We start from the raw sequence: 18,970 nt of genomic DNA, 5'->3' as shown, positions 1-18,970 counted from the left end.
CTCTTTATCCTCTCAAAAACGTTAGGTGTTTTCTTGGTTCCCCCCGGCCTCTTTGTTCTCCTCCTTTTTCTCTCCATTTCCCTTTTCCTCCTGAACAAACGGAAAACCGGTCTGGTTCTTCTCTCCTTTACCCTTTTCCTCATCTACTTCATCTCAACAGAGCTTGGGAAAGACCTGATACTCTCTCCCCTTGAAAACGCATACCCTCACCCAGAGTTCTCAAAAGTTAACTGCCAATACATTGTAGTTCTGGGCGGAGGGGAGATTCCCCACTCTCCGGCGGAAAACGGTAAAGCCTCCATAAAACCGGCAGTTGCAAAGAGGCTGTATGAGGCGTTTAAGCTCTACAAAGAAAGGGAGCTCCCCATATTAGTTTCCGGCGGAAAAGTTTACGGAAGAGAATCTGAAAGTGAAGCAGAAGCAATGGCAGGGTTCCTTAAAACTTTAGGAGTTCCTGCCGAAAAGATAACAGAAGAGAGAAAGAGCAGGAATACCTTAGAAAACGGAATATTCTCTTACGAAATTCTTAGCAGAAAAGGAGTAAAAAACATCTGCCTCGTTACGTCTGCCTTTCACATGCCGAGAAGCGTAATGATATTCAAGGAAGTGGAATTTAAAGTAACTCCGGTTCCGGCAGACTACAGAGTTTACAGGGAGAAATACAGCTGGTATTCCTACCTACCCAAGCTTGATTACCTTCAGGACTCAATGGTAGCTTTCAGGGAATACGTTGGAATTCTTTATTTTGAGCTTCTTCAGAAGAGGAAGATTCTCAAGTGGCGGGCCCGGGAGGATTCGAACCTCCGACCTACGGATTAGAAGTCCGTTGCTCTATCCAGCTGAGCTACGGGCCCAGGGGAATTTAGAGGAAAATGGTCGGGGCAGCCCGATTTGAACGGGCGACCTCGTGCTCCCAAGGCACGCGCTCTAACCAAGCTGAGCTATGCCCCGAACTGACGGTATCGTAATTTAGGCAGTAGTGTAAAATTTGGCAAGACGTTTAAAGGGGGAAATTACAGGGATGAATGTTGAAAAAAGAGTAGATGAATGGCTTCAAGAACTGATCAGTAAAGGAGAACCGGTTGAGCTTATAAGCTTTTATGAGGAGCTCCCAATAAGAGTCAAGTCAAGACCTATTTCAATAGAGGAAAAATTTATTCAGTGGGAAAACCATCCTAAATTAAAGTTGGCAATCAATGATTTCGGTAGAGTTTATACAACTTTTAAAGACCCATTCTACAATCAAACTCGTGTTTTAGCTGCTGATGTGACATATCATAACGATAAATTAATAGAAACGACCAAACTTAAACCTTTTGAAGAACCACGTTTCAGTAGAGAGTTCCCGAGAGTTACAGTATCCCCTAAATTGCCAATAAAACTGACCCTTTTACCGGATGGAGAGAAGTATAAAAATGAGTTAACTTATAATGTAGTTGATGTTTCAGAGAATGGAATAGGGTTTTTATCTGAAAAAGGGGAATTTTCATTAGGAGATAAAATTAATCTTGGAGTTGAACTGCCGTACGGCAGTTTTCAGTCGGAAGCAGAGGTGAGATCTTTAGAGCCTTACGATAGTAAGGAGAAAGTTGGAGTAAAATTTCTTAACTTAAACCAGAAGTTCAGAAACTTGCTTCACAAGTATGTTATGACAAGGCAGAGGGAGATCTTAGATAAGATAAGACTGTTGGTAGAGTGATGTTGCAGGTAAAAAGGGATCTTAAAAAGTTGATAGAGCTCTTAAGGGAAGAGAGAGAGCTCCTCCTCGTATTTCCTCTAAAAGATTTGGATCGGTTCAAAAAGATTCAGGAGGAAAAGAGGGAGCTCCTTCTAAAAATATCTTCTTTTTCAAAAGAAGAGGTAGAGAGAGAAAAGGAGCTGTTGGTTGAAATTCATAGACTCAATACATCAATATCAGCCCTTGTATCTAACGGGCTTTCATTTTTTGAAGAGGTAGAGAAAGAGCTCTTTGGAGAAAGTGCAACTTATAGGAGAAATAGGGCAAATAGCCTTTTCAACAGGAAGGCTTAACGCTGAAAAAGTCAGATAATGAAATTCAAATTCGTGCAGAGAGCTCCAACCCGTATCTGATATCGTTAAATTCCTGTAGTTATTTGCGATAATAGAATTAGACCTTACATTGGAGGGATTATGTCTCTCTTTGGAGCTCTCACGGCGGCCAGTCAGGCTCTCCTTTCCCAGAAGATAGGTATAACAACTACCAACAGAAATATGAATAACGTCTACACAGAGGGTTATTCAAGGGAAACTCCAGTTTTTGCCGACCTGCCCGGCCTTGGAGTTCAGGTAGAAACTGTTAAGCGGGTTTTCAGCAGAGCTTACTTCAAGCGGTTAATTTCAGAAAACGGAGACAACGCGCAACTTTCAGCCTATAAGAACGTTCTCTCCCAGATAGAGAGCCTCTTTAACGACCCTATGGGTAGCGGTCTTTCAGAGGCTATTAACCAGTTTTTCAACTCACTTCACGATATAGCCGTTAAGCCGGACGATATCGCGGCAAGGGCTAACTTCCTCTCTGTTGCTAAAACACTGGTTGGAAGAATTAGGGATACTTACTCCTCTTTAGAAGAGATTGAGTCAACTTCTGTTTCCCACTTGAAAGATATTGTTTCTGAGGTTAACAGGTTAACTGAAAAGCTTGCAGAGATAAACAGGAGTATGCTCATCTTTAAAGACTCTCCCGAGCGTTTTAACCAGTACTTAGACGAGAGAGATAGAACCCTGAAGGAGCTCGGCTCCCTGATTGATGTAAAGGTTGTTTACCTGCCAGACGAAAGGGTTAGGGTCTTTACAGCTAAAGGTTTTCCTCTGGTCTCTGAGGAGAGGAGTTTTAACGTCTCTGTTGAACAGTCTTCAGACGGAGTTAAGGTTATTGCCGACGGTGTTGACGTTACAGATGAGTTTAAAAAAGGAAAAGTTGCCGGTATCGTTTCTGGAATAAAAGCGGCTGAAGAGTACAAAAGTAAGCTTAACCTTTTGGTTTCAACTTTTGCAGAGAAGGTAAATGAGCAGCACGAGGCCGGCTATGACCTTTACGGAGAAACGGGAGTTTCCCTATTTAAGTCCGATAACGGTCAGCCGATAGACGCTTCCAACATTGTTCTGGCGTTTGAAGATCCGAAAAAGGTTGCTGCAGCTTCAGATTCTAACTATCTCAATTCAGACAATACAAATGTAAAGGCGCTTATTGATCTGGGACAGCAGACTTTTTCAGAGCTTTCTGACTTGAGTTTCTCTGAGTATTACGGAACAGAAATTACCTCTTCTATTGGAACTGAAGTAAAGTCTGTAGATGACCGTTTAAAAGCCTCTCAGTTCAGGCTTGAGTCTATAGAGGAGAAGGTGAAGGAGCTCTCTGGGGTGAACATTGATGAAGAGCTTGTAAACCTTACGAAATACCAGAGGGCTTACCAGGCTGCTGCAAGGATTGTTACGGTAACGGATGAACTTCTCCAGACAGTTCTCGGTATGGTGAGGTAGCCATGAGAGTTTCTGATGGGATGATTTTTGACATTCTCCTCAAATACGACAGGTTGAGGAGCTCCCAGCTGAAAAGGAGAACAGAGGAGCTCTCCTCCGGTAAAGCCATACTGAAGCCATCCGACAACCCTGTTGACTTTGCAAGGGGACTCCGGCTTCAGCGCTTTATAGAGGGAGTTGAGAGGTTCAACAGGAACATAGACCTTACAGATAACGTCCTGAAAACTGCGGAAACCTCTATGACTTCTGCCGTAAACCTTCTGCAGGAAGCCCGGGTAAAGATAATTCAGGTTTTGAACACCGGAGCTCTCAACGGAGAGGATGCTAAAGTCCTTGCCGATTACTTCAGGAGTGTGGCCTCTTACGTTGTAAATATGGGAAATACGAAGGTTGGGGATTCCTACATTTTCGGCGGTGTGAAGAGCCAGAGCTCTCCCTTTGGCAGTGATGGAACCTACAACGGTGAGACCGTTGAAACCACGGTTCCCGTTGCAAACGGGGTTGAAGTGAATACGACCTTTAACGGAGCTAACTATTTCGGCGTTAACAGGGTTTCAAACAAAATTACCGTTGTTGAGGTTCTCAACAAAATTGCTGATATCCTTGATTCTGGCAGTTTAAATGAGCTCCACACAGATACAGTTCAGGTAGATTTGGGAGACGGAGTTCAGAACCTTAAACTCTTAGATGCCTTTGATAAAGGACTTTCACAAATTGAAGCCTACAGGTCAATTCTTGGAACTCAGGAAAGGGTTGTTGAGGATATTAAGAGCCAAAACGATGCGATTATGGTTCATTTTAAAGAGCTTAAATCAAAAATAGAGGATGCAGACTACGCTGGAGCAATAGCTGAGTATGAAAAGGCTAAAACTGCATACCAGGCCCTTTTAGCGGCAATAAGCCAGACACAGAACCTTTCTCTTTTGAATTTCTTTGTAAAGTAGATTAGGTATGGCACTTTTCAGCTGCTATGTTGATATTGAGCGATTTTTGGGAGAGCCTGTTAAAGAGCTTGTCCACTTTTTAATATGCTTGAGGAGGAAAGAGAGAATACCTGTTATCACTCAGATAGCAAAATTTTTCCAGTATGTTGACCACGTTGGCCAGTTTTATCAGTTTAAAAGGGAGAAAAAAGAGGAATTTTTGAACTCACTTCCAGTATCGCTTGCGGAAAAAAGGATACTCTGGAATCTGATAGAGAACTTTTTTCTAAAGCACGCAGAGAACTCTTCCGGAAAGCCTATTCCTCAGGATGACGTTGTATCTTTAAGAAAGGGAAGGCTCTTTGAAGAACTTGTCTATCACCTTGGGCCGATAAATAAAGAGAAAGTGGAGCTCCTCTCAATGCACTGTCAACCTATGGTAAACAGGGAAAGGTTGAGGATTTTCTGCGGGAAGAGGGAGCTCTCCGGGAAAAATGTTGACGTTGCCTTCTGGGGAAAACACTACGTTGAGGCCTACGAGTGTAAGGGAAACGTTGAATTTTTTATGAAGCTGGCATTCCACGGCGGCGAAAAGGCGAGGAAAGTGAGGGAGAAGATACTCTACCTGAACCAGCTGGCCTACGAGTTGAGGAGATACTTTGAAACTAAAGTTTACCTTGCCAGCTTTGCCCCCGATATAGACCTTGACTGGTGTAGGAAGACTGCCCTTGAGTGGGTGAGGGAGTGCGGAGCTCCCAGACTTGACTTTGAAATCATAACCGTTGAAGACTTCCTCAAAGAGCTCCAGGGTTAGGGGTCAATCAGCCTACCGACCTCTTTTAAAACTTCTTCAAGGCTTTTTCCGGTTGTGTCAATTATAACAGCTCCTTCTGGAACTCTGAGGGGGGCAAAGGGTCTGTTCTCGTCCTGTCTGTCCCGCTCAATTACCTCTTTCAGAACCTCCTCGTAGCTTACGTTAAATCCCTTTTTCTTCAGCTCCTCGTACCGTCTCCTTGCTCTCTCTTCAGGGCTTGCAGTCAGGTAGATTTTCAGCTCTGCGTTGGGGAAGATGTAGGTTCCTGCGTCTCTGCCGTCTATTACTATCTTTTTCCCTTCCGCCATATGTCTTAGGAGTTTTACAACTATCTCCCTTACTTCTGGAAACTGGGCAACCTGAGAGGCTAAAAGGCCGCCTTCTGGAGTTCTTATCTTTTCGGTTATGTCTTTTCCATTTAATAAAACTCTGCCGTCTGGCAGGAGCTCAATTTTCAGGCTTTCCGCAACTTTTAAAACGGCCTCTCTATCCTTCAGGTCAACTCCTGCCAGCTTACAGCCGTAGCCGATTGCTCGGTAGAGAGCTCCCGAGTCTAAGTGGACGTATCCAAACCGTTTTGCTATCTCCTTTGCCAGCGTGCTCTTTCCAGCTCCTGCAGGTCCGTCTATCGTAATTATTCTGGGGTTTATCAACGCTCCCTCTCTATCTCTGAAAGTGTTTTCCGGTAGAGCTCTTTCAGTTTCTCGCTGATTCTGACGGGATATTCTACCTTCCGATCTATTCTCTTTAACTCTTCCGGAAGTTTTGAAAACCTCTCAAGGAAATACTCCCTTGACTCTTTTAGTGATGGAAATTCTTTTATCAGCAGGCCGTTCTCCATCACTTTTTCAAGGAGCGGCTCGCCGGGGAGCTCCTCTCCGAAAACTCCTACAACATCGTGGTCTTCGTTCCTGAAAACCTGCTTCCTTCCCGGATACATCTTCTTCCCTGAGCTGGTCTTCATTACAGGCTTTCCGTTAAACTCAACTAACTTATAAACGAAGTCTATGTAGGGGGAGTCTGCGGACGTTCCAAGCTTTGTCCCAACTCCAAAGGCGTCAACGGGAGCTCCCTTTTCCAGAATCTCCTTTATACTGTATTCATCTAAACCACCACTGACTATAATTTTCGTCTCTTTAAATCCTGCCTCGTCTAAGAGTTTTCTGGCGATTTTAGAGAGCTCCACAACGTTTCCGCTGTCAAGCCTTACGCCTTTAAGAGGAATTCCCACCTCTTTCGCAATTTTTATCGCTTTTTTGACTCCCTCTACTGTGTCGTACGTATCAACAAGCAGGATGCCGTGATTCGGAAAAGCGTTAAGGTAGGCCCTGAACGCTTCTTCCTCACTCTCAAAAGCCATTATGAAAGAGTGGGCAACTGTTCCAACAACCGGAATTCCGTAAACCTTTCCTGCCAGAACGTTTGACGTTGCATCAAACCCGGCCAGATAGGAGCTCCTTGCAACCTTCATTCCGGCATCAAACCCGTGGGTTCTCCTGAGTGAAAAGTCTGCGAGCTTTTTCCCTTTGGCAACAGAGAAGACCCTTGCTGCTTTTGTGGCTATGAGGGACGAGATGTGAACCTGGTTCATAATGGCCGTCTCAAAGAGCTGGGCTTCGTATATCGGGGCTTCAACCCTTAGAACGGGCTCGTTCTGGAAGAAGATTTCACCTTCTCTCATTGCGTAGAGCTTACCTGTGAATCTGAAGTTTTTGAGGAAGTCTAAAAAGTCGTCTGAAAAGAGTTTTAAAGAGTAGAGGTAGTCTATGTCGCTTTCAGAGAACCTGTAGTCCTGGAGGAGCTCCACAACGTCGTTTAAACCTGCAAACACTAAATAGTTCCTGTTTTTAGGGAGCTTTCTCACGAAGAGCTCAAATGCAGCCCACTCCGTCTTCCCAGCCTTCAGGTAGCCGTTCATCATCGTTAACTCGTAGAGGTCTGTAAAGAGTGGTGAGGTCTTCATCATCTGCTCCTCTTAACGCCGATTTTTGGACAGTAGGGCTCAATGGGGCACTGGGAACACTTTGGAGAGGTTGGGTGGCAGATGTGCTGGCCTAAGGAGACAAGAAGGTCGTTTATCTCAATCCAGAACTCTTTGGGGAGTTTTTCCCTCAGTGCAAACTCCGTCTCCTCCGGGGTTTTCGTTTTAACGTAGCCCAGCCGGTTCATTATCCTGTGGACGTGGGTGTCAACGCAGATTCCAGGCTTTCCGTATCCTAAAGTTATCACGAGGTTGGCCGTCTTCCTTCCAACGCCGGGGAGCTTGAGGAGTTCCTCAATCTCGTCTGGAACCTTTCCTCCGTATTTTTCAATGAGTATCTTGGCTATCTCTTTAAGGTTTTTGGCTTTGCGCCTGTAAAATCCCACCGGGTAGATGAGGGAAGCGATCTCATCTTCTTCAAGTTTCAGGAGTTTCTCCGGCGTGTCTGCAACCTGAAAGAGCCTCTCTGCAGCCTTTGCCGTAACCTCGTCTTTCGTTCTAAGTGAAAGAACCGTTGCAACTAAAATCTTAAAAGGATCACTTCCAGTTTGAGACATAAGGGTTACTATGGGAACGTTCCACTTCTCCTTTTCTTTCCTCAGTATCTCAACGATTTTTCTAATTCTCTCTTCTTCCTTCAAGGTCATCTACACACTCCTTGAGCTTCAGTAGTTTACTTATTAAATCTGGAAACTCCTTCAGCGGAACCATGTTGGGGCCGTCTGAAAGTGCCCTCTCAGGCTGAGGGTGGGTCTCAAAGAAGAGGCCGTCAACTCCAACTCCAACTGCAGCCCTTGAGAGGTATGGAACGAACTCCCTGTCTCCTCCGCTGGCCTTTCCAAGTCCTCCTGGCCTCTGAACTGAGTGGGTGGCGTCAAAAATAACTTTATCTGCAAACTCTCTCATTATGGGAAGTGAGCGAAAATCTACAACTAAGTTGTTGTAGCCAAATGTTGTTCCTCTTTCTGTGAGCCACACCTCCTTTGCGGAACTCTCCTTTAACTTCTCAACAACGTTTTTCATATCCCACGGAGCCATAAACTGGCCCTTCTTAACGTTTACGGTCTTCCCCGTTTTTGCTGCGGCAATTAAGAGGTCTGTCTGTCGGCACAGGAAAGCCGGAATCTGGACAACGTCAACTACCTCTCCAACCGGTTCCGCCTGCCAGCTCTCGTGGATGTCTGTTGTTAGGAGAAGGCCGAACTTTTCCTTTACCTCTGCAAGTATCTCAAGGCCTTTCTCAAGACCGGGGCCACGGTAGGACTTAATGGAGCTCCTGTTGGCCTTGTCAAAAGAGGCCTTGAAGATGAACCTGTGCTGTGGGAAACGGCGCTGGAGCTCCGCCACAACCTCTGCAACTTCAAAAACGGTATCTCTATCCTCAATAACGCAGGGTCCTGCAATTACTATCATAAAACCTCCGGTAGAAAAACTGTATAGGGTATAAAGTCTTCATAGTTATCCGCAGATAGAAAGACATTTTCTACTTTATAAAGGTAGTTTTCCTTAAAAACTACAAATCCGTTCTTTAATGTTCTAAAATTTTTGTTAAAAAAGGAAAGCAAAGCTGATAGTTTCTTTTTCGTGGTCTCTCTTGTTCTGTTGCTGTTGAGTTTTCTCTCTACTTCTTCAATGTCAATGACTAAATAAGGGACTTCGCACATAATGTTTACCAGTTTCCTCTGTCTTTTGGTAAATCTCCTCTGGGAAGCTTCCCTTCTGTAAGAGATTTTCTTTATCTGAATTCCTATAACTATTCCGTTAATGGTTATACGGGAGTCAATTCCTGCCATGTCTAATTCGGCAGAGGCTTCAAGTGGATATCTCTTGCCAAAAACTTCCACCCATAAATACTGAAAGTGGAATTGGGTTAAAAGAGAAGTCCATGTTCTGTAGAGTCTTGCCTTAAAGCCCTCTTCTACAAACTGAAGAGAGCAACCATAAAAGTATTTCTTTACAAACTCCATTATGTGGTGAAGGTTTGTATTCCAGTAGACTTTGAAAAAGTCTTCGTAGTTCAAAAATTTTCTCTCTCCCCAGTAGTATTTATATATCAGCAGTAATGGGTTAAGAGATTTCGGTAAATCCTGCTCAACAGTTTTTATTTTTCTTAACCTGGAATATTTAGATAGATCAATTCCTTCGAGGAAGTTTTCATACTTCTTTAAATAGTTCTCCAATTTGGCCAACTTTATTTTCCTCCTCTATCCTTCTTTCAGCAATTTTTATGTAATCTTTGTTTATTTCAAAGCCTATAAAGTCCATTCTTAACCTTTTTGCAACAACACACTCTGTTCCTGAGCCCGCAAAAGGGACAACTACAACTCCTTTATTTTTTGGTTTGGCCGACAGAATCAGCTTTTCTATAAGTTCTTCTGGCTTTTGTGTTGGATGGAAAATTACTTCGTGGCCCTGGTGATTCTTCTTTTCAGAAGGGGGATAAACATCATTGCAATCTTTACAGAGAAACCAGCGCTCTTTTCTTCCTGCACCACCGGCAAGTGTAGGGACTTTTATGACATCTCTGGGGAGAGCTCCCTTTTCATGGGCTGTATAAACAGTTTCCCTGTCTCCTTTTGAAAATCTACCTGGTGTTCCTTTTCTTATTTTTCCTGCTGCAGATTTTAAAAACTGTTCTGTGTAGGGCTCTCTTACATCATCTCTGTTAAAAATAAAGCTGTCTTTCCAGCAGAGTATAATACTTTCGTGGCTTCTCTGCCAGAAGTTGAGGGAAGGAACATTTTTGTTTGTGTAATGCCATACGAGCCACCGTTTGTTTATCGGGATTTCAACGAAAATGTAGGCTAAGTTTTCACTGAATCCAAAGATAAACATAGAACCAGTAGGTTTTAAGATACGTATAGCTTCATTTATCCACCTTTTTGACCAGCTGATGTACTCTTCTTGGCTCCAGGATTCCTTAAAAACTCCAAAATCTTTGCCGATGTTGTAGGGTGGGTCTGCAATAATAATGTCTGCGAAGTTGTCGGGGAGCTCCCTCAGACCCTCTAAAACATCCATACAGTGAATTCTGTTAAGGGTAATCATTTTTCCTCCAGAAGTCCTGCTGCCCGTTTAAGTTTATTAACCTCTTCGGGGGAGAGCTCCCTGTAAGTCCCCTTTGGCAAATCACCAAGTTTTATCGGTCCAACGGCTACCCTTTTCAGCTTTAGAACGCCGTGGTCAAACCTGTCAAAGAACCGCCGGACAACTCTGTTCTTTCCCTGGTCTATGGTTATCTGAACGTACGTGTTCCTTCCTGTTTTAGAAGGATGAAGGAGCTTAACATCTAACGGCTTTATGAAGAACTTTTTGCCTTTATCGTCAACGAGGAGAGCTCCCTTCCTCATCCTCTCAATCTCTGCCGGCTTAACCCTGCCCTTCACTTTGGCTATGTAGGTTTTGGGAACGTGGTATCTTGGGTGGGCAAGCCTGTCTGCAAGTTCGCCATCGTTTGTCATTATGAGGAGCCCTTCGGTGTTGTAGTCAAGTCTTCCCACCGGAAAGAGGCGAACCGGATACTTCCTGAAGTAGTCGGCAACTATCGGCCGTCTGTCGCCGGGAGCTCTCTCCATTGCCGTTAAAACCCCCTGTGGTTTGTTGAAAGCTATATAAACAAATTTCTTTGGAAGCCTTACCCTTTCTCCATCAACCTTTACAACGTCTTTCTTCGGATCAACTTCGGTGGCAGGGTTTGTAACGATTTCGCCGTTAACCTCAACTCTTCCCTGCTTTATTATCTCCTCAACCTTTCTCCTTGCTCCAAATCCTGCGTATGCCAAAAACTTATTCAGCCGCATTATCTCCTCCTATAAAATCATTATAGAATTAAAACTAAGAACCCTCTTTCTGAGGCAGTTATGGACGAAAAAGAGCTGCTATCAAAGATAGACTATTCCGTTTTAAAGGCCACGACTACCGAAGAGGATGTTTTCAGGGCTGCAGAAAAGACTAAAGAGCTTGGTTTTGCTGCTCTGTGTGTGTTTCCAAAACACGTAAAGGTTGCGAGGGTTGTTCTTCCTCAGGAGAAGGTCTGTTCCGTTGTTGCTTTTCCCCTCTCACCTGTTCCTTCACAGCTGAAGCTTGCAGAGGCCGTTTTGGCCGTAGAGGAAGGGGCAGGGGAACTTGACGTTGTTGCCGATATTGGAGCTGTTAAGTCTGGAGACTGGAAGAAGGTTGAGGATGAGCTTAAGGAAATAAGGAATGAACTTCCCAATACTATTTTAAAACTTATAATGGAGTGCTGCTACCTTACAGAGAACGAGAAGATGACCCTGTGCCGTTTGGCCGTTGAGTCTGGATGGGACTACCTTAAGACCTCAACAGGCTACGGAATTTACGGTGCAACCCTTTCAGACGTTGAGCTTCTGAAGAGGTGTTCGGAAGGAAAGGCAAAGGTTAAGGCTGCCGGCGGTATAAGAGACCTGAACCTTGCCATTCAGTTTGTTGAAGCGGGAGCTGACAGAATTGGAACGAGCTCGGCGGTTGAGATTGCAAAAGAGCTGCTGCACGGTTGGTAAGTTTGAGGCTTTCCACAGAGGCCACAGGAAGCTGATTGAAAGGGCTAAAGAGCTCTGCGATAGAGTAAAGGTTATCTCAATAAGGGGAAAGGGGGAAAAGCTCTTTACAGATAAAGAGCGAGAGGAAATTGCGAGAAGACTTGGAGTGGAGCTCCTCAACATCCCCTTCTCTCAGGTAAAAGATATGTCTCCCCGGCAGTTCTTTGAAAGGCTTAGAGAGTGGGGATGTAGTGCTCTGGTGGTTGGAGAGGACTGGCAGTTTGGAAGGAACAGGGAAGGGGACATAGAGACAGCCGAGCGTTTAGGCCGGGAGTTTGGAATACCGGTTTTTACAGTTCCACCTGAAACAGAAAAGGGTGAGAAGATAGGGGCAACCAAAATTAAGGAGCTCCTCTCAAAAGGGAGAGTTGAGGAAGCCAATGCTCTTTTAGGTTTTCCCTATTTTGCTACGGGAAGAGTGGTTAAAGGAACTTCAAAAGGAAAAAAAATCGGCTTCCCTACGGTAAATGTGAAACCTTTTAAGGAGCTCCCTCTAACTTTCGGTGTTTACGCTGTAAATCTGATAGTTGATGGGGAAAGCTACAGGGGAGTTGCCAACTATGGGAGAGCTCCCACCCTGAAAGATACAGAACCGCTGATTGAAGTGTTTGTTCCGGAAAGGGAACTCCCCTCCCTCTACGGCCGGGATGTTAAGGTAGAATTCCTGAAGTTTTTAAGGCCGGAAAAGCGTTTTCCTTCGGTTGATGAACTTGTTAAACAGATTAAATTAGATGTAGAAAATCTAAAAGAACTTTGGAGGATTGAAGTTGGAACAGGAGACAAAAGGTTTTAAATCGGGCTATGTTGCAATACTTGGAAGACCAAACGTTGGGAAATCTACACTCTTAAACAACCTGTTAGGAACAAAAGTAGCTATAGTTACAGACAAGCCTCAAACAACCCGCCACAGGATAGTAGGCGTAAAACACTTAAAGAACGCCCAGATAGTTTTCCTTGATACTCCCGGAATCCACAAGGAGAAGTTTGAGCTGAACAGATATATGAACGAGATAGCCTTCAGCGTTATTCCAGACGCCGATATTATCCTGTTCCTAATAGATGCAAGGGCTGGCCTTACAGAGGCCGACAGGAAAATCCTTCAAAAGATAGGTGAAGAGAAGCGGAAAGACACCAAAGTTATCGTTGTCATAAACAAGATAGACGGCGTTCCAAAGGAGGAGCTCCTTCCCCTCATAGATGAGATAAGCAAGGAGTTTCCCTTTGTTGACGAGATAGTTCCCATATCTGCCGTAAGGGGAACAAACCTTGACAGACTCTTAGAGCTCCTTGTCAAATACCTTCCGGAAGGCCCCAAATACTACGAAGACCACATGGTAACAGACCAGCCAATAGACCAGTTCATAGCTGAAATAATCAGAGAGAAGATTATGCTTCTCACAAGGGATGAAGTTCCCCACGCAACAACCGTTCAGGTTATAAACATCCAGCCGGGAGACAAAAACCCCAACATGCTTGTGATAGATGCAGACATAATAGTTGAGAAAGAGTCTCAAAAGCCCATAATCATCGGAAAAGGCGGGCAGAAGCTCAAGAAAATCGGTCAGCTTGCAAGAGAAGAGTTGGAACAGCTCCTCGGAAAAAGGGTCTACCTGAGGCTCTGGGTCAAGGTTAAAGAGGACTGGAGGAGCAGACCCGAACAGCTTAGAGGGCTGGGATACTCTTACTAAGGAGGAAACTTGGATAGGAAATACAAGGCCTTTCTCATCTATGCTTACGCTTTTATCTTCTTCTACATGGTAAACAGTTTAATAACCTGGTTCTTTATGAAAGCCCATCTTTCACCTGTTTTTAGAACGGTTTTAGAAGCCTTCATTATGGTTTTGGGGCTCTACTACACGTTTTATCTCCTTATGAAGAGGTATTACTGGATAAACGATAAAAAGAGGATCACCGTTGCCTGGCTCTTTCACTTCGTTCCCTTTATAATCACTTCTTTTCTCCTCTTTTTCCTGCTGTTTAAAGCAATTCCCAATCCTGCATTTGCTATTTTTGTTTACTTAAACGGAGATGTTCTTCTCCTTTTCTTCACCTACAAGTTTGCAGTAGAAAAGTTCATAGAGAGGGAAAGTGGGTAGATACGTTCAGGGAGCAGCATTTTACCTTTTTGTCTATTTAATGTTGGGGCTTGTTAACTCTGGAATAATCTATGTCCTCACCAGATTCCTTCACGTTTACCCTGCAGTATCCTTAGGTCTTCTCATATTTCTAACAATCTTTGTTCTCTTTTTCGGATTTGAAAAGTCAATTGAGATTTTTTTCCAGCAGAAACCAGAAAAGGGGAAGCTAATTCTTGGCTGGATGGTTCAGTTCATCACGTTTCTAACCTTTGCCACGCTCTTTGAAAAGTGGATGGCTGGAGCAGTTTCAAACCATAAACTCTTTAAAATACTGACGGTTTTCGTGAATTTTATCGTTTTCTTCGTCACGTACTATTTTTCCGTTAAATTGATTGTTGTGAGGGAAAAATTTGAGATTAGATAAGCTCCTCTCCAGCGCAGGCTTTGGTCCAAGGTCTCAGGTTAAAAGGCTCATAAGGAAAGGCCACGTTACCGTTAACGGTGAGGTTGTTAAAGACCCTTCACTCCACGTTGACCCGGAAAGGGATGAGGTTTTGGTTGACGGAGAGCCGGTTTTCTATGAAGAGAACTACTACGTAATCCTGAATAAGCCGGCAGGTTACGTTACCTCAACAAAGGACAGGGAGCTCACCGTTATGGAGCTCCTTTCAGACATTCCCCGTTTTGAGAGGCTCTTTCCCGTTGGGAGGCTTGATAAAGATGCCGAAGGTCTGCTTCTTTTAACCACAGACGGAGAGCTTGCCCACAGGCTCACCCACCCAAAGTGGAAAGTTCCAAAGAAGTACTACGTTGTTGTTGAAGGAAAACTTACTGAGGAAGATGTTGAACCGCTGAGAAAGGGAATAGAGCTTAAGGACTTTAAGTCAAAGCCGGCAAAAGTGAAAATCTTAAAGGTAGAAGAGGAGGAGTCTGAGGCAGAGATTGAGATAACTGAAGGGAAGTACCATCAAGTAAAGAGGATGTTTTCAGCCGTTGGCCACCCTGTAAAGTACTTAAAGAGGGTTGAGTTTGGTGGGTTGAAGTTGGGGGAGCTCCCAGTAGGCCACTACCGTCACCTGACCGATGAAGAGGTGAGAAAACTGAAGGAGAGAGTGGGTCTTAAAACCTAACTTTTCTCTGGAAGCTCCTCTTTGAGAACCTTGTATATTTCTTCAAGTTTCATACTCATCATTGTGTCTACAAGGCCGGAAGTATAACCTGCAATATCCATTAACGCTTCTTTCAGCGTAAAGGTGTATCCTTCAACAGTAAGGGATATCAGGAAGTCAACAAGTTTTGAAAAGGCTTTAAACACAGCAATTGCTTCTTCAGTTTCAAAGGTTTTTACTGCCTTATTTAAGAAATTACTTTTAAGGTGCTGGGCCATGAAAATCATAATGTTATTCTCAATACCGTAGTAAATGTGGATTAACCCCACTAAGAACTGAAACTCATAAAAATTTTTGTCAAGTTTACCGGAAACTACTTCTTCATACCACTTTTTATTCTTAGCTTTAACTCTATCAACAGGTATTTTCTCAAATACCTTTGCAGTTTTTGAGTAGTTTAGAAGGGTTCTGTAAAAGTCATCCATCAGTTCATCGCTCCAGCTGATTAAGATATCTTTTTTATCTCTTAGAGTTTGGAGATCATTTTCTCCTATTCCTGTCAGGTTCTCAGCATTTTCAAGGATCTCTTCCACCTTCTGTTTTACTTCCTCAAAGATTCCCATGTCTTTCCTCCGAATCTTTAATAAGGTTTCGTTAATTTAACTAAATCGGACTGCAGTTTTCAACGTTCTTTAGAGAACGTGTGATTGAACTGTTGGTTGGTTTTATTAAAATTTATTAATAATTTCACCACGTGGGAGTGGATAATGGATTTCTCAAAACCTATAGAAATTGCCGATGAAATTTTCTGGGTCGGTCATGTGATTCCTGACGATCCGTTTCAGTGTCATGTTTACCTAATTCGTAATGGTCAGGAAAGTATACTGATTGATCCGGGTAGCGAAAAAGTTTTGGCGGAAGTGTTAGATAAGATCTTTCAATTGACCTCTTTGAAAAACATTAAATACATAATAATGCACCATCAGGATCCAGACATTACAGGCTGTTTTTCCACCTTGGAGAAGTTGTTTCCAGCCGGTGAGCGTTACATAGTTACACACTGGAGGACAAGAGTTCTTTTAGAACACTACAATTGGAAAACCCCGTTCTATTTAGTAGATGCCCATAACTGGAAATTGCAGGCTGGAGATAGGGAATTGGAGTTTGTGTTCACTCCTTATGCTCACTTTCCAGGAGCTATTTGTACTTTTGATAAAAAAGCAAAAACTTTGTTTTCAAGTGATATTTTTGGTTCAATATCTAACAAGTTCTTCTTTTTTGCAGAGGATAGAGAGGAATACTACAAAGGAGTTGAATTTTTCCATAAACATTACATGCCTTCAAAGTATATTCTCCAGCATGCTCTTGATCAAATAATAGAAAAAGACCCTGATTTAATAGCACCTCAGCACGGTTCTTTGATTAAAAAAGATATGATAGGAAAAGTTATTAATAGACTTAGAAACCTTAACTGCGGCCTTTATCTTTTAGAAGCTGCTAAAGAAAACTCAGATTTGAGTAAACTGATAAAAATAGAAGAGTGGATTAAAAGATTATTTGATATAGTTATATTTGGATCAAGTTTTGAAAATATACTTAAGGCTGTCTATAGAGGGCTAAAAGAAGAATTCCCAGAAATGGAGAAAATAACCGTTTTGGGATACTGCGATGGACAGGAGCTCCTCTTTTCTGTTGGAATGGAAAAGAGTAAGAGCAACTCTTTTAAGGTGAAAGAAGATTTGGTTTATAAGGGGACTAAAATAGGAGAGCTGAACATACAGTTCCATTCAGAGTTAAAGGATGAACAGAAGTATATTCTCCATCTGTTAATATCTCAAATAAGGAATGCTCTTTCTGTTTCTCTAAAGCGGGAACTGGACTTTATTAGACTGGAGAAAAAAGCTGAAACTGATCCTTTAACGGGGCTTTATAACAAAGAGTACCTTTTATCCTTTATTAAACAGTTAATAAGTAGAAATAAAGACTTTTCTATAGCCTTTATTGATTTAGATAAATTTAAATCTATAAACGATACCTACGGTCATCTGACTGGAGACTGTGTTTTAAAGGAACTTTCTACAATCCTCAGACACAGATTCCGGAGTAGCGATTGTGTTGCAAGATTCGGTGGGGAAGAGTTTGTAGTAGTAGCTGTAGATATGGATGGAAAGCTACTATGCCAGAAGGTAGATTCAATCAGACAGGAAGTTTCCTCTAAAGAGATTTGTGGATTAAATGTTACCTTTAGTGCCGGGGTTACCTCGTTCAGAGTGGAAGATACGCTGGATTCTGTTTTAGAAAGGGCTGACTCTTTACTGTACAAAGCAAAACAGGAAGGGCGTAATAGGGTAGTTTGTGATAGTAGATAGAGGCGACTTTTAATACAGTTAATGCTGAATCAGTATTCGCGTCGGTTTCCCTATAAAAAATCCCTGGGCGTAGTCAATCCTAAGTTTTTCACACTTTTTTAATATATCTTTATTCTCTACAAACTCAGCAATAGTCTCTATTCCGAGAGAATGGGCTAAAACCACTATACTTTCAACAATTGCTAAATCTGTTCTGGAGTAAGCAATTTCTCGTATAAAGTCTCCCTCTATCTTGAGAAAGTCTATTGGGAGTTTCTTAATGTAAAGAAATGAAGAGTAGCCGCTGCCAAAGTCGTCTATTGCAAACCTAAAACCAAATTCCTTCAAGTCATTCAAGAACAATTTTAAGATTTCCAAATTTCTTGTGGTTTCCCTTTCTGTTATTTCAAATACTATATTAACTGGATCTATTTCAAATTGTTTCGCCATCTGTTTTACATTTTCTAAATAGTCTGGTATGCTAATAGATTTGGGAGAGAAGTTTAGAAAAACTCTACCAGTATAGTTTGATTCTCTGACCATTTTGAAAGTTTTTTCAAACAAAATAAGCTCTAACTTGTGGATAATTCCCATTTCTTCAGCCACCTCAATAAATCTAAATGCTGGTAAGATATTACCACTTTCATCTTCAATTCTCATTAGTACTTCGTGTGCTACAACTTTCTTCTCTTTTAGAGAATAGATTGGTTGAAAGAAGGGAATAATTTTTTTGTATTTAAGTGCGTATAGGATGGTGGAGTTTATTTTTTCCTTCTTTTCTATTAAAACTCTAAGATCTTCGTCTTTCGGGTATGCAATTCTATCTTTACCTTCCTTTTTGGCTTTGTACATCATATTATCAGCTATAACGAAGAGATCCTTTGGATCCTTAGCATGGTCGGGAAAAGTGGCAATTCCTATTGATACAGTAGCAGATATCAGCTTTCCATCTGGTGTTTTGATTGTTACCTTTTCAGAGTTCTTTTTTATCTGCTCTGCGATAAGAACTGCTGTTTTTGTGTCGGCCTCAGGAAGTATGATGCAGAACTCGTCTCCTCCGAATCGTGCTACTATACTGGATTCTGGCAGAGAATCAATGAGGAACTCAGCGAATTTTTCTATGAATAAATCCCCAAATATATGACCGTAGGTATCATTTACTAATTTAAAGTTATCTATATCTATAACCAATAGGGAAACTTTATAGTTATGTCTTGCAGCTCTATCTATTTCATACTTCAGAAACTCCCAGAATACTCTCTGATTATATAAGTTGGTAAGGGGATCTCTCGTAGCGTAGTACTCCACTTCTTTATTATAATTGGAAATAGTTTTGATTGAAGAAATGATGTTTCCGAGAATATCCAAGATTTTAGATAGTTTTTCTATTTCTTTTTTTGTGAGTTTCGCCGGCTTAAAACCGATACCTAAGCCTATTAAATTTCCCTGCTTAGTTTTTCTAAAAAACTTCTTTTTAAATTTCAGTTTTTTTGTAAAATCAAAAGGCACTATTTTGTTGCCTAATAGTGAGTAGTGCTTGACTAATAGATGATTTGTATCAAAATTCTTTCTGATTATGTTAAAAATTTTTTCACTTAAAAATTCTTTTGATTTGAGATCTGGTTTGTATTTCCAGAAAATGTGGACTGTATAAGAG

22 protein-coding genes and 2 tRNA genes are annotated in these 18,970 nt (G+C 42.2%); 13 read left to right on the top strand and 11 right to left on the bottom strand.

Going from position 1 to position 18,970, the window contains the following annotated elements; translation table 11 throughout:
- Positions 1–33 precede the first annotated feature (33 nt).
- On the top strand, positions 34–819 hold the full coding sequence (locus F8H35_RS05215; RefSeq protein ID WP_472572489.1) for a YdcF family protein: 786 nt from the start codon (positions 34–36) through the stop codon (positions 817–819).
- Here F8H35_RS05215 and F8H35_RS05210 read toward each other — a convergent pair.
- A tRNA-Arg gene (locus tag F8H35_RS05210) sits at positions 778–854 on the bottom strand. The two genes, F8H35_RS05215 and F8H35_RS05210, sit on opposite strands and share 42 nt — an antisense overlap.
- Before the next feature lie 19 nt (positions 855–873).
- A tRNA-Pro gene (locus tag F8H35_RS05205) sits at positions 874–951 on the bottom strand.
- A gap of 70 nt (positions 952–1,021) precedes the next feature.
- Between F8H35_RS05205 and F8H35_RS05200 the strand changes: the two genes are divergently transcribed.
- From F8H35_RS05200 to F8H35_RS05180, 5 genes are all read left to right on the top strand, one after another.
- Positions 1,022–1,699 carry a PilZ domain-containing protein gene (locus tag F8H35_RS05200; protein ID WP_472572487.1) on the top strand — a complete coding sequence of 226 codons (678 nt, stop codon included), beginning with the start codon at positions 1,022–1,024 and terminating at the stop codon, positions 1,697–1,699.
- Between the two features lie 2 nt (positions 1,700–1,701).
- Complete coding sequence (locus tag F8H35_RS05195) at positions 1,702–2,031, top strand: hypothetical protein (RefSeq protein WP_472572486.1); 330 nt, start codon at positions 1,702–1,704, stop codon at positions 2,029–2,031.
- Positions 2,032–2,151: 120 nt separating this feature from the next.
- Positions 2,152–3,501: a flagellar hook-associated protein FlgK gene (gene flgK / locus F8H35_RS05190; protein ID WP_472572485.1), complete on the top strand. Its 1,350-nt coding sequence runs from the start codon at positions 2,152–2,154 to the stop codon at positions 3,499–3,501.
- A gap of 2 nt (positions 3,502–3,503) precedes the next feature.
- Positions 3,504–4,445 (top strand): flagellar hook-associated protein FlgL, encoded by a 942-nt coding sequence (gene flgL, locus F8H35_RS05185; RefSeq protein WP_472572484.1) that lies wholly within the window; start codon positions 3,504–3,506, stop codon positions 4,443–4,445.
- A gap of 7 nt (positions 4,446–4,452) precedes the next feature.
- Positions 4,453–5,238 (top strand): hypothetical protein, encoded by a 786-nt coding sequence (locus F8H35_RS05180; RefSeq protein ID WP_472572483.1) that lies wholly within the window; start codon positions 4,453–4,455, stop codon positions 5,236–5,238.
- Here F8H35_RS05180 and cmk read toward each other — a convergent pair.
- From cmk to F8H35_RS05145, 7 genes are read right to left on the bottom strand one after another with little or no spacing between them, the layout of a single operon-like run.
- A complete protein-coding gene (gene cmk / locus F8H35_RS05175; RefSeq protein WP_472572482.1) occupies positions 5,235–5,891 on the bottom strand; it encodes a (d)CMP kinase in 657 nt (218 codons plus the stop codon). The genes F8H35_RS05180 and cmk overlap by 4 nt on opposite strands.
- Positions 5,888–7,204, bottom strand: coding sequence for a nicotinate phosphoribosyltransferase (locus tag F8H35_RS05170; protein ID WP_472572481.1), 1,317 nt, complete (start codon positions 7,202–7,204; stop codon positions 5,888–5,890). The genes cmk and F8H35_RS05170 overlap by 4 nt, the downstream gene beginning before the upstream one ends.
- Complete coding sequence (locus F8H35_RS05165) at positions 7,201–7,866, bottom strand: endonuclease III domain-containing protein (protein ID WP_472572480.1); 666 nt, start codon at positions 7,864–7,866, stop codon at positions 7,201–7,203. Before F8H35_RS05165 ends, F8H35_RS05170 begins: the two co-directional genes overlap by 4 nt.
- Positions 7,838–8,632 carry a 3-deoxy-8-phosphooctulonate synthase gene (kdsA, locus tag F8H35_RS05160; RefSeq protein ID WP_472572479.1) on the bottom strand — a complete coding sequence of 265 codons (795 nt, stop codon included), beginning with the start codon at positions 8,630–8,632 and terminating at the stop codon, positions 7,838–7,840. Before kdsA ends, F8H35_RS05165 begins: the two co-directional genes overlap by 29 nt.
- A complete protein-coding gene (locus F8H35_RS05155) occupies positions 8,629–9,399 on the bottom strand; it encodes a TaqI family restriction endonuclease (RefSeq protein WP_472572488.1) in 771 nt (256 codons plus the stop codon). Before F8H35_RS05155 ends, kdsA begins: the two co-directional genes overlap by 4 nt.
- Complete coding sequence (locus tag F8H35_RS05150; protein WP_472572478.1) at positions 9,374–10,267, bottom strand: DNA-methyltransferase; 894 nt, start codon at positions 10,265–10,267, stop codon at positions 9,374–9,376. The genes F8H35_RS05155 and F8H35_RS05150 overlap by 26 nt, the downstream gene beginning before the upstream one ends.
- The gene (locus F8H35_RS05145) at positions 10,264–11,019 is read right to left on the bottom strand and encodes a pseudouridine synthase (RefSeq protein WP_472572477.1); all 756 of its coding nucleotides are present in this window, start codon (positions 11,017–11,019) and stop codon (positions 10,264–10,266) included. Before F8H35_RS05145 ends, F8H35_RS05150 begins: the two co-directional genes overlap by 4 nt.
- Before the next feature lie 60 nt (positions 11,020–11,079).
- On the opposite strand from F8H35_RS05145, the gene deoC reads away from it, so the two are divergent.
- From deoC to F8H35_RS05115, 6 genes are read left to right on the top strand one after another with little or no spacing between them, the layout of a single operon-like run.
- On the top strand, positions 11,080–11,739 hold the full coding sequence (gene deoC, locus F8H35_RS05140; protein WP_472572476.1) for a deoxyribose-phosphate aldolase: 660 nt from the start codon (positions 11,080–11,082) through the stop codon (positions 11,737–11,739).
- Entirely contained in the window at positions 11,711–12,571 is an 861-nt protein-coding gene (ribF, locus tag F8H35_RS05135; protein WP_472572475.1) for a riboflavin biosynthesis protein RibF, read from the top strand. The genes deoC and ribF overlap by 29 nt, the downstream gene beginning before the upstream one ends.
- Positions 12,546–13,466, top strand: a complete 921-nt coding sequence (gene era, locus F8H35_RS05130; RefSeq protein WP_472572474.1) for a GTPase Era — start codon at positions 12,546–12,548, stop codon at positions 13,464–13,466. The genes ribF and era overlap by 26 nt, the downstream gene beginning before the upstream one ends.
- A gap of 9 nt (positions 13,467–13,475) precedes the next feature.
- Positions 13,476–13,874, top strand: coding sequence for a hypothetical protein (locus F8H35_RS05125; RefSeq protein WP_472572473.1), 399 nt, complete (start codon positions 13,476–13,478; stop codon positions 13,872–13,874).
- Positions 13,867–14,280 (top strand): hypothetical protein, encoded by a 414-nt coding sequence (locus F8H35_RS05120; RefSeq protein WP_472572472.1) that lies wholly within the window; start codon positions 13,867–13,869, stop codon positions 14,278–14,280. Before F8H35_RS05125 ends, F8H35_RS05120 begins: the two co-directional genes overlap by 8 nt.
- Entirely contained in the window at positions 14,267–14,986 is a 720-nt protein-coding gene (locus F8H35_RS05115; protein ID WP_472572471.1) for a pseudouridine synthase, read from the top strand. Before F8H35_RS05120 ends, F8H35_RS05115 begins: the two co-directional genes overlap by 14 nt.
- On the opposite strand, the gene F8H35_RS05110 is transcribed toward F8H35_RS05115, so the two are convergent.
- A complete protein-coding gene (locus F8H35_RS05110; RefSeq protein ID WP_472572470.1) occupies positions 14,983–15,588 on the bottom strand; it encodes a protoglobin domain-containing protein in 606 nt (201 codons plus the stop codon). The two genes, F8H35_RS05115 and F8H35_RS05110, sit on opposite strands and share 4 nt — an antisense overlap.
- A gap of 144 nt (positions 15,589–15,732) precedes the next feature.
- On the opposite strand from F8H35_RS05110, the gene F8H35_RS05105 reads away from it, so the two are divergent.
- Positions 15,733–17,334, top strand: a complete 1,602-nt coding sequence (locus tag F8H35_RS05105) for an oxygen-binding di-iron domain-containing protein (protein ID WP_472572469.1) — start codon at positions 15,733–15,735, stop codon at positions 17,332–17,334.
- 18 nt (positions 17,335–17,352) lie between these two features.
- Here F8H35_RS05105 and F8H35_RS05100 read toward each other — a convergent pair.
- Positions 17,353–18,970 (bottom strand): putative bifunctional diguanylate cyclase/phosphodiesterase (locus F8H35_RS05100; protein WP_472572468.1); only part of this gene is annotated, 1,618 nt, incomplete at its 5' end.

Source organism: Thermovibrio sp. (genome assembly GCA_015488335.1).
Taxonomy (GTDB): Bacteria; Aquificota; Aquificia; order Desulfurobacteriales; family Desulfurobacteriaceae; genus Balnearium.
Note: the sequence above shows the minus strand (reverse complement) of the source record. Positions and strands in the feature narration are given on the sequence as shown.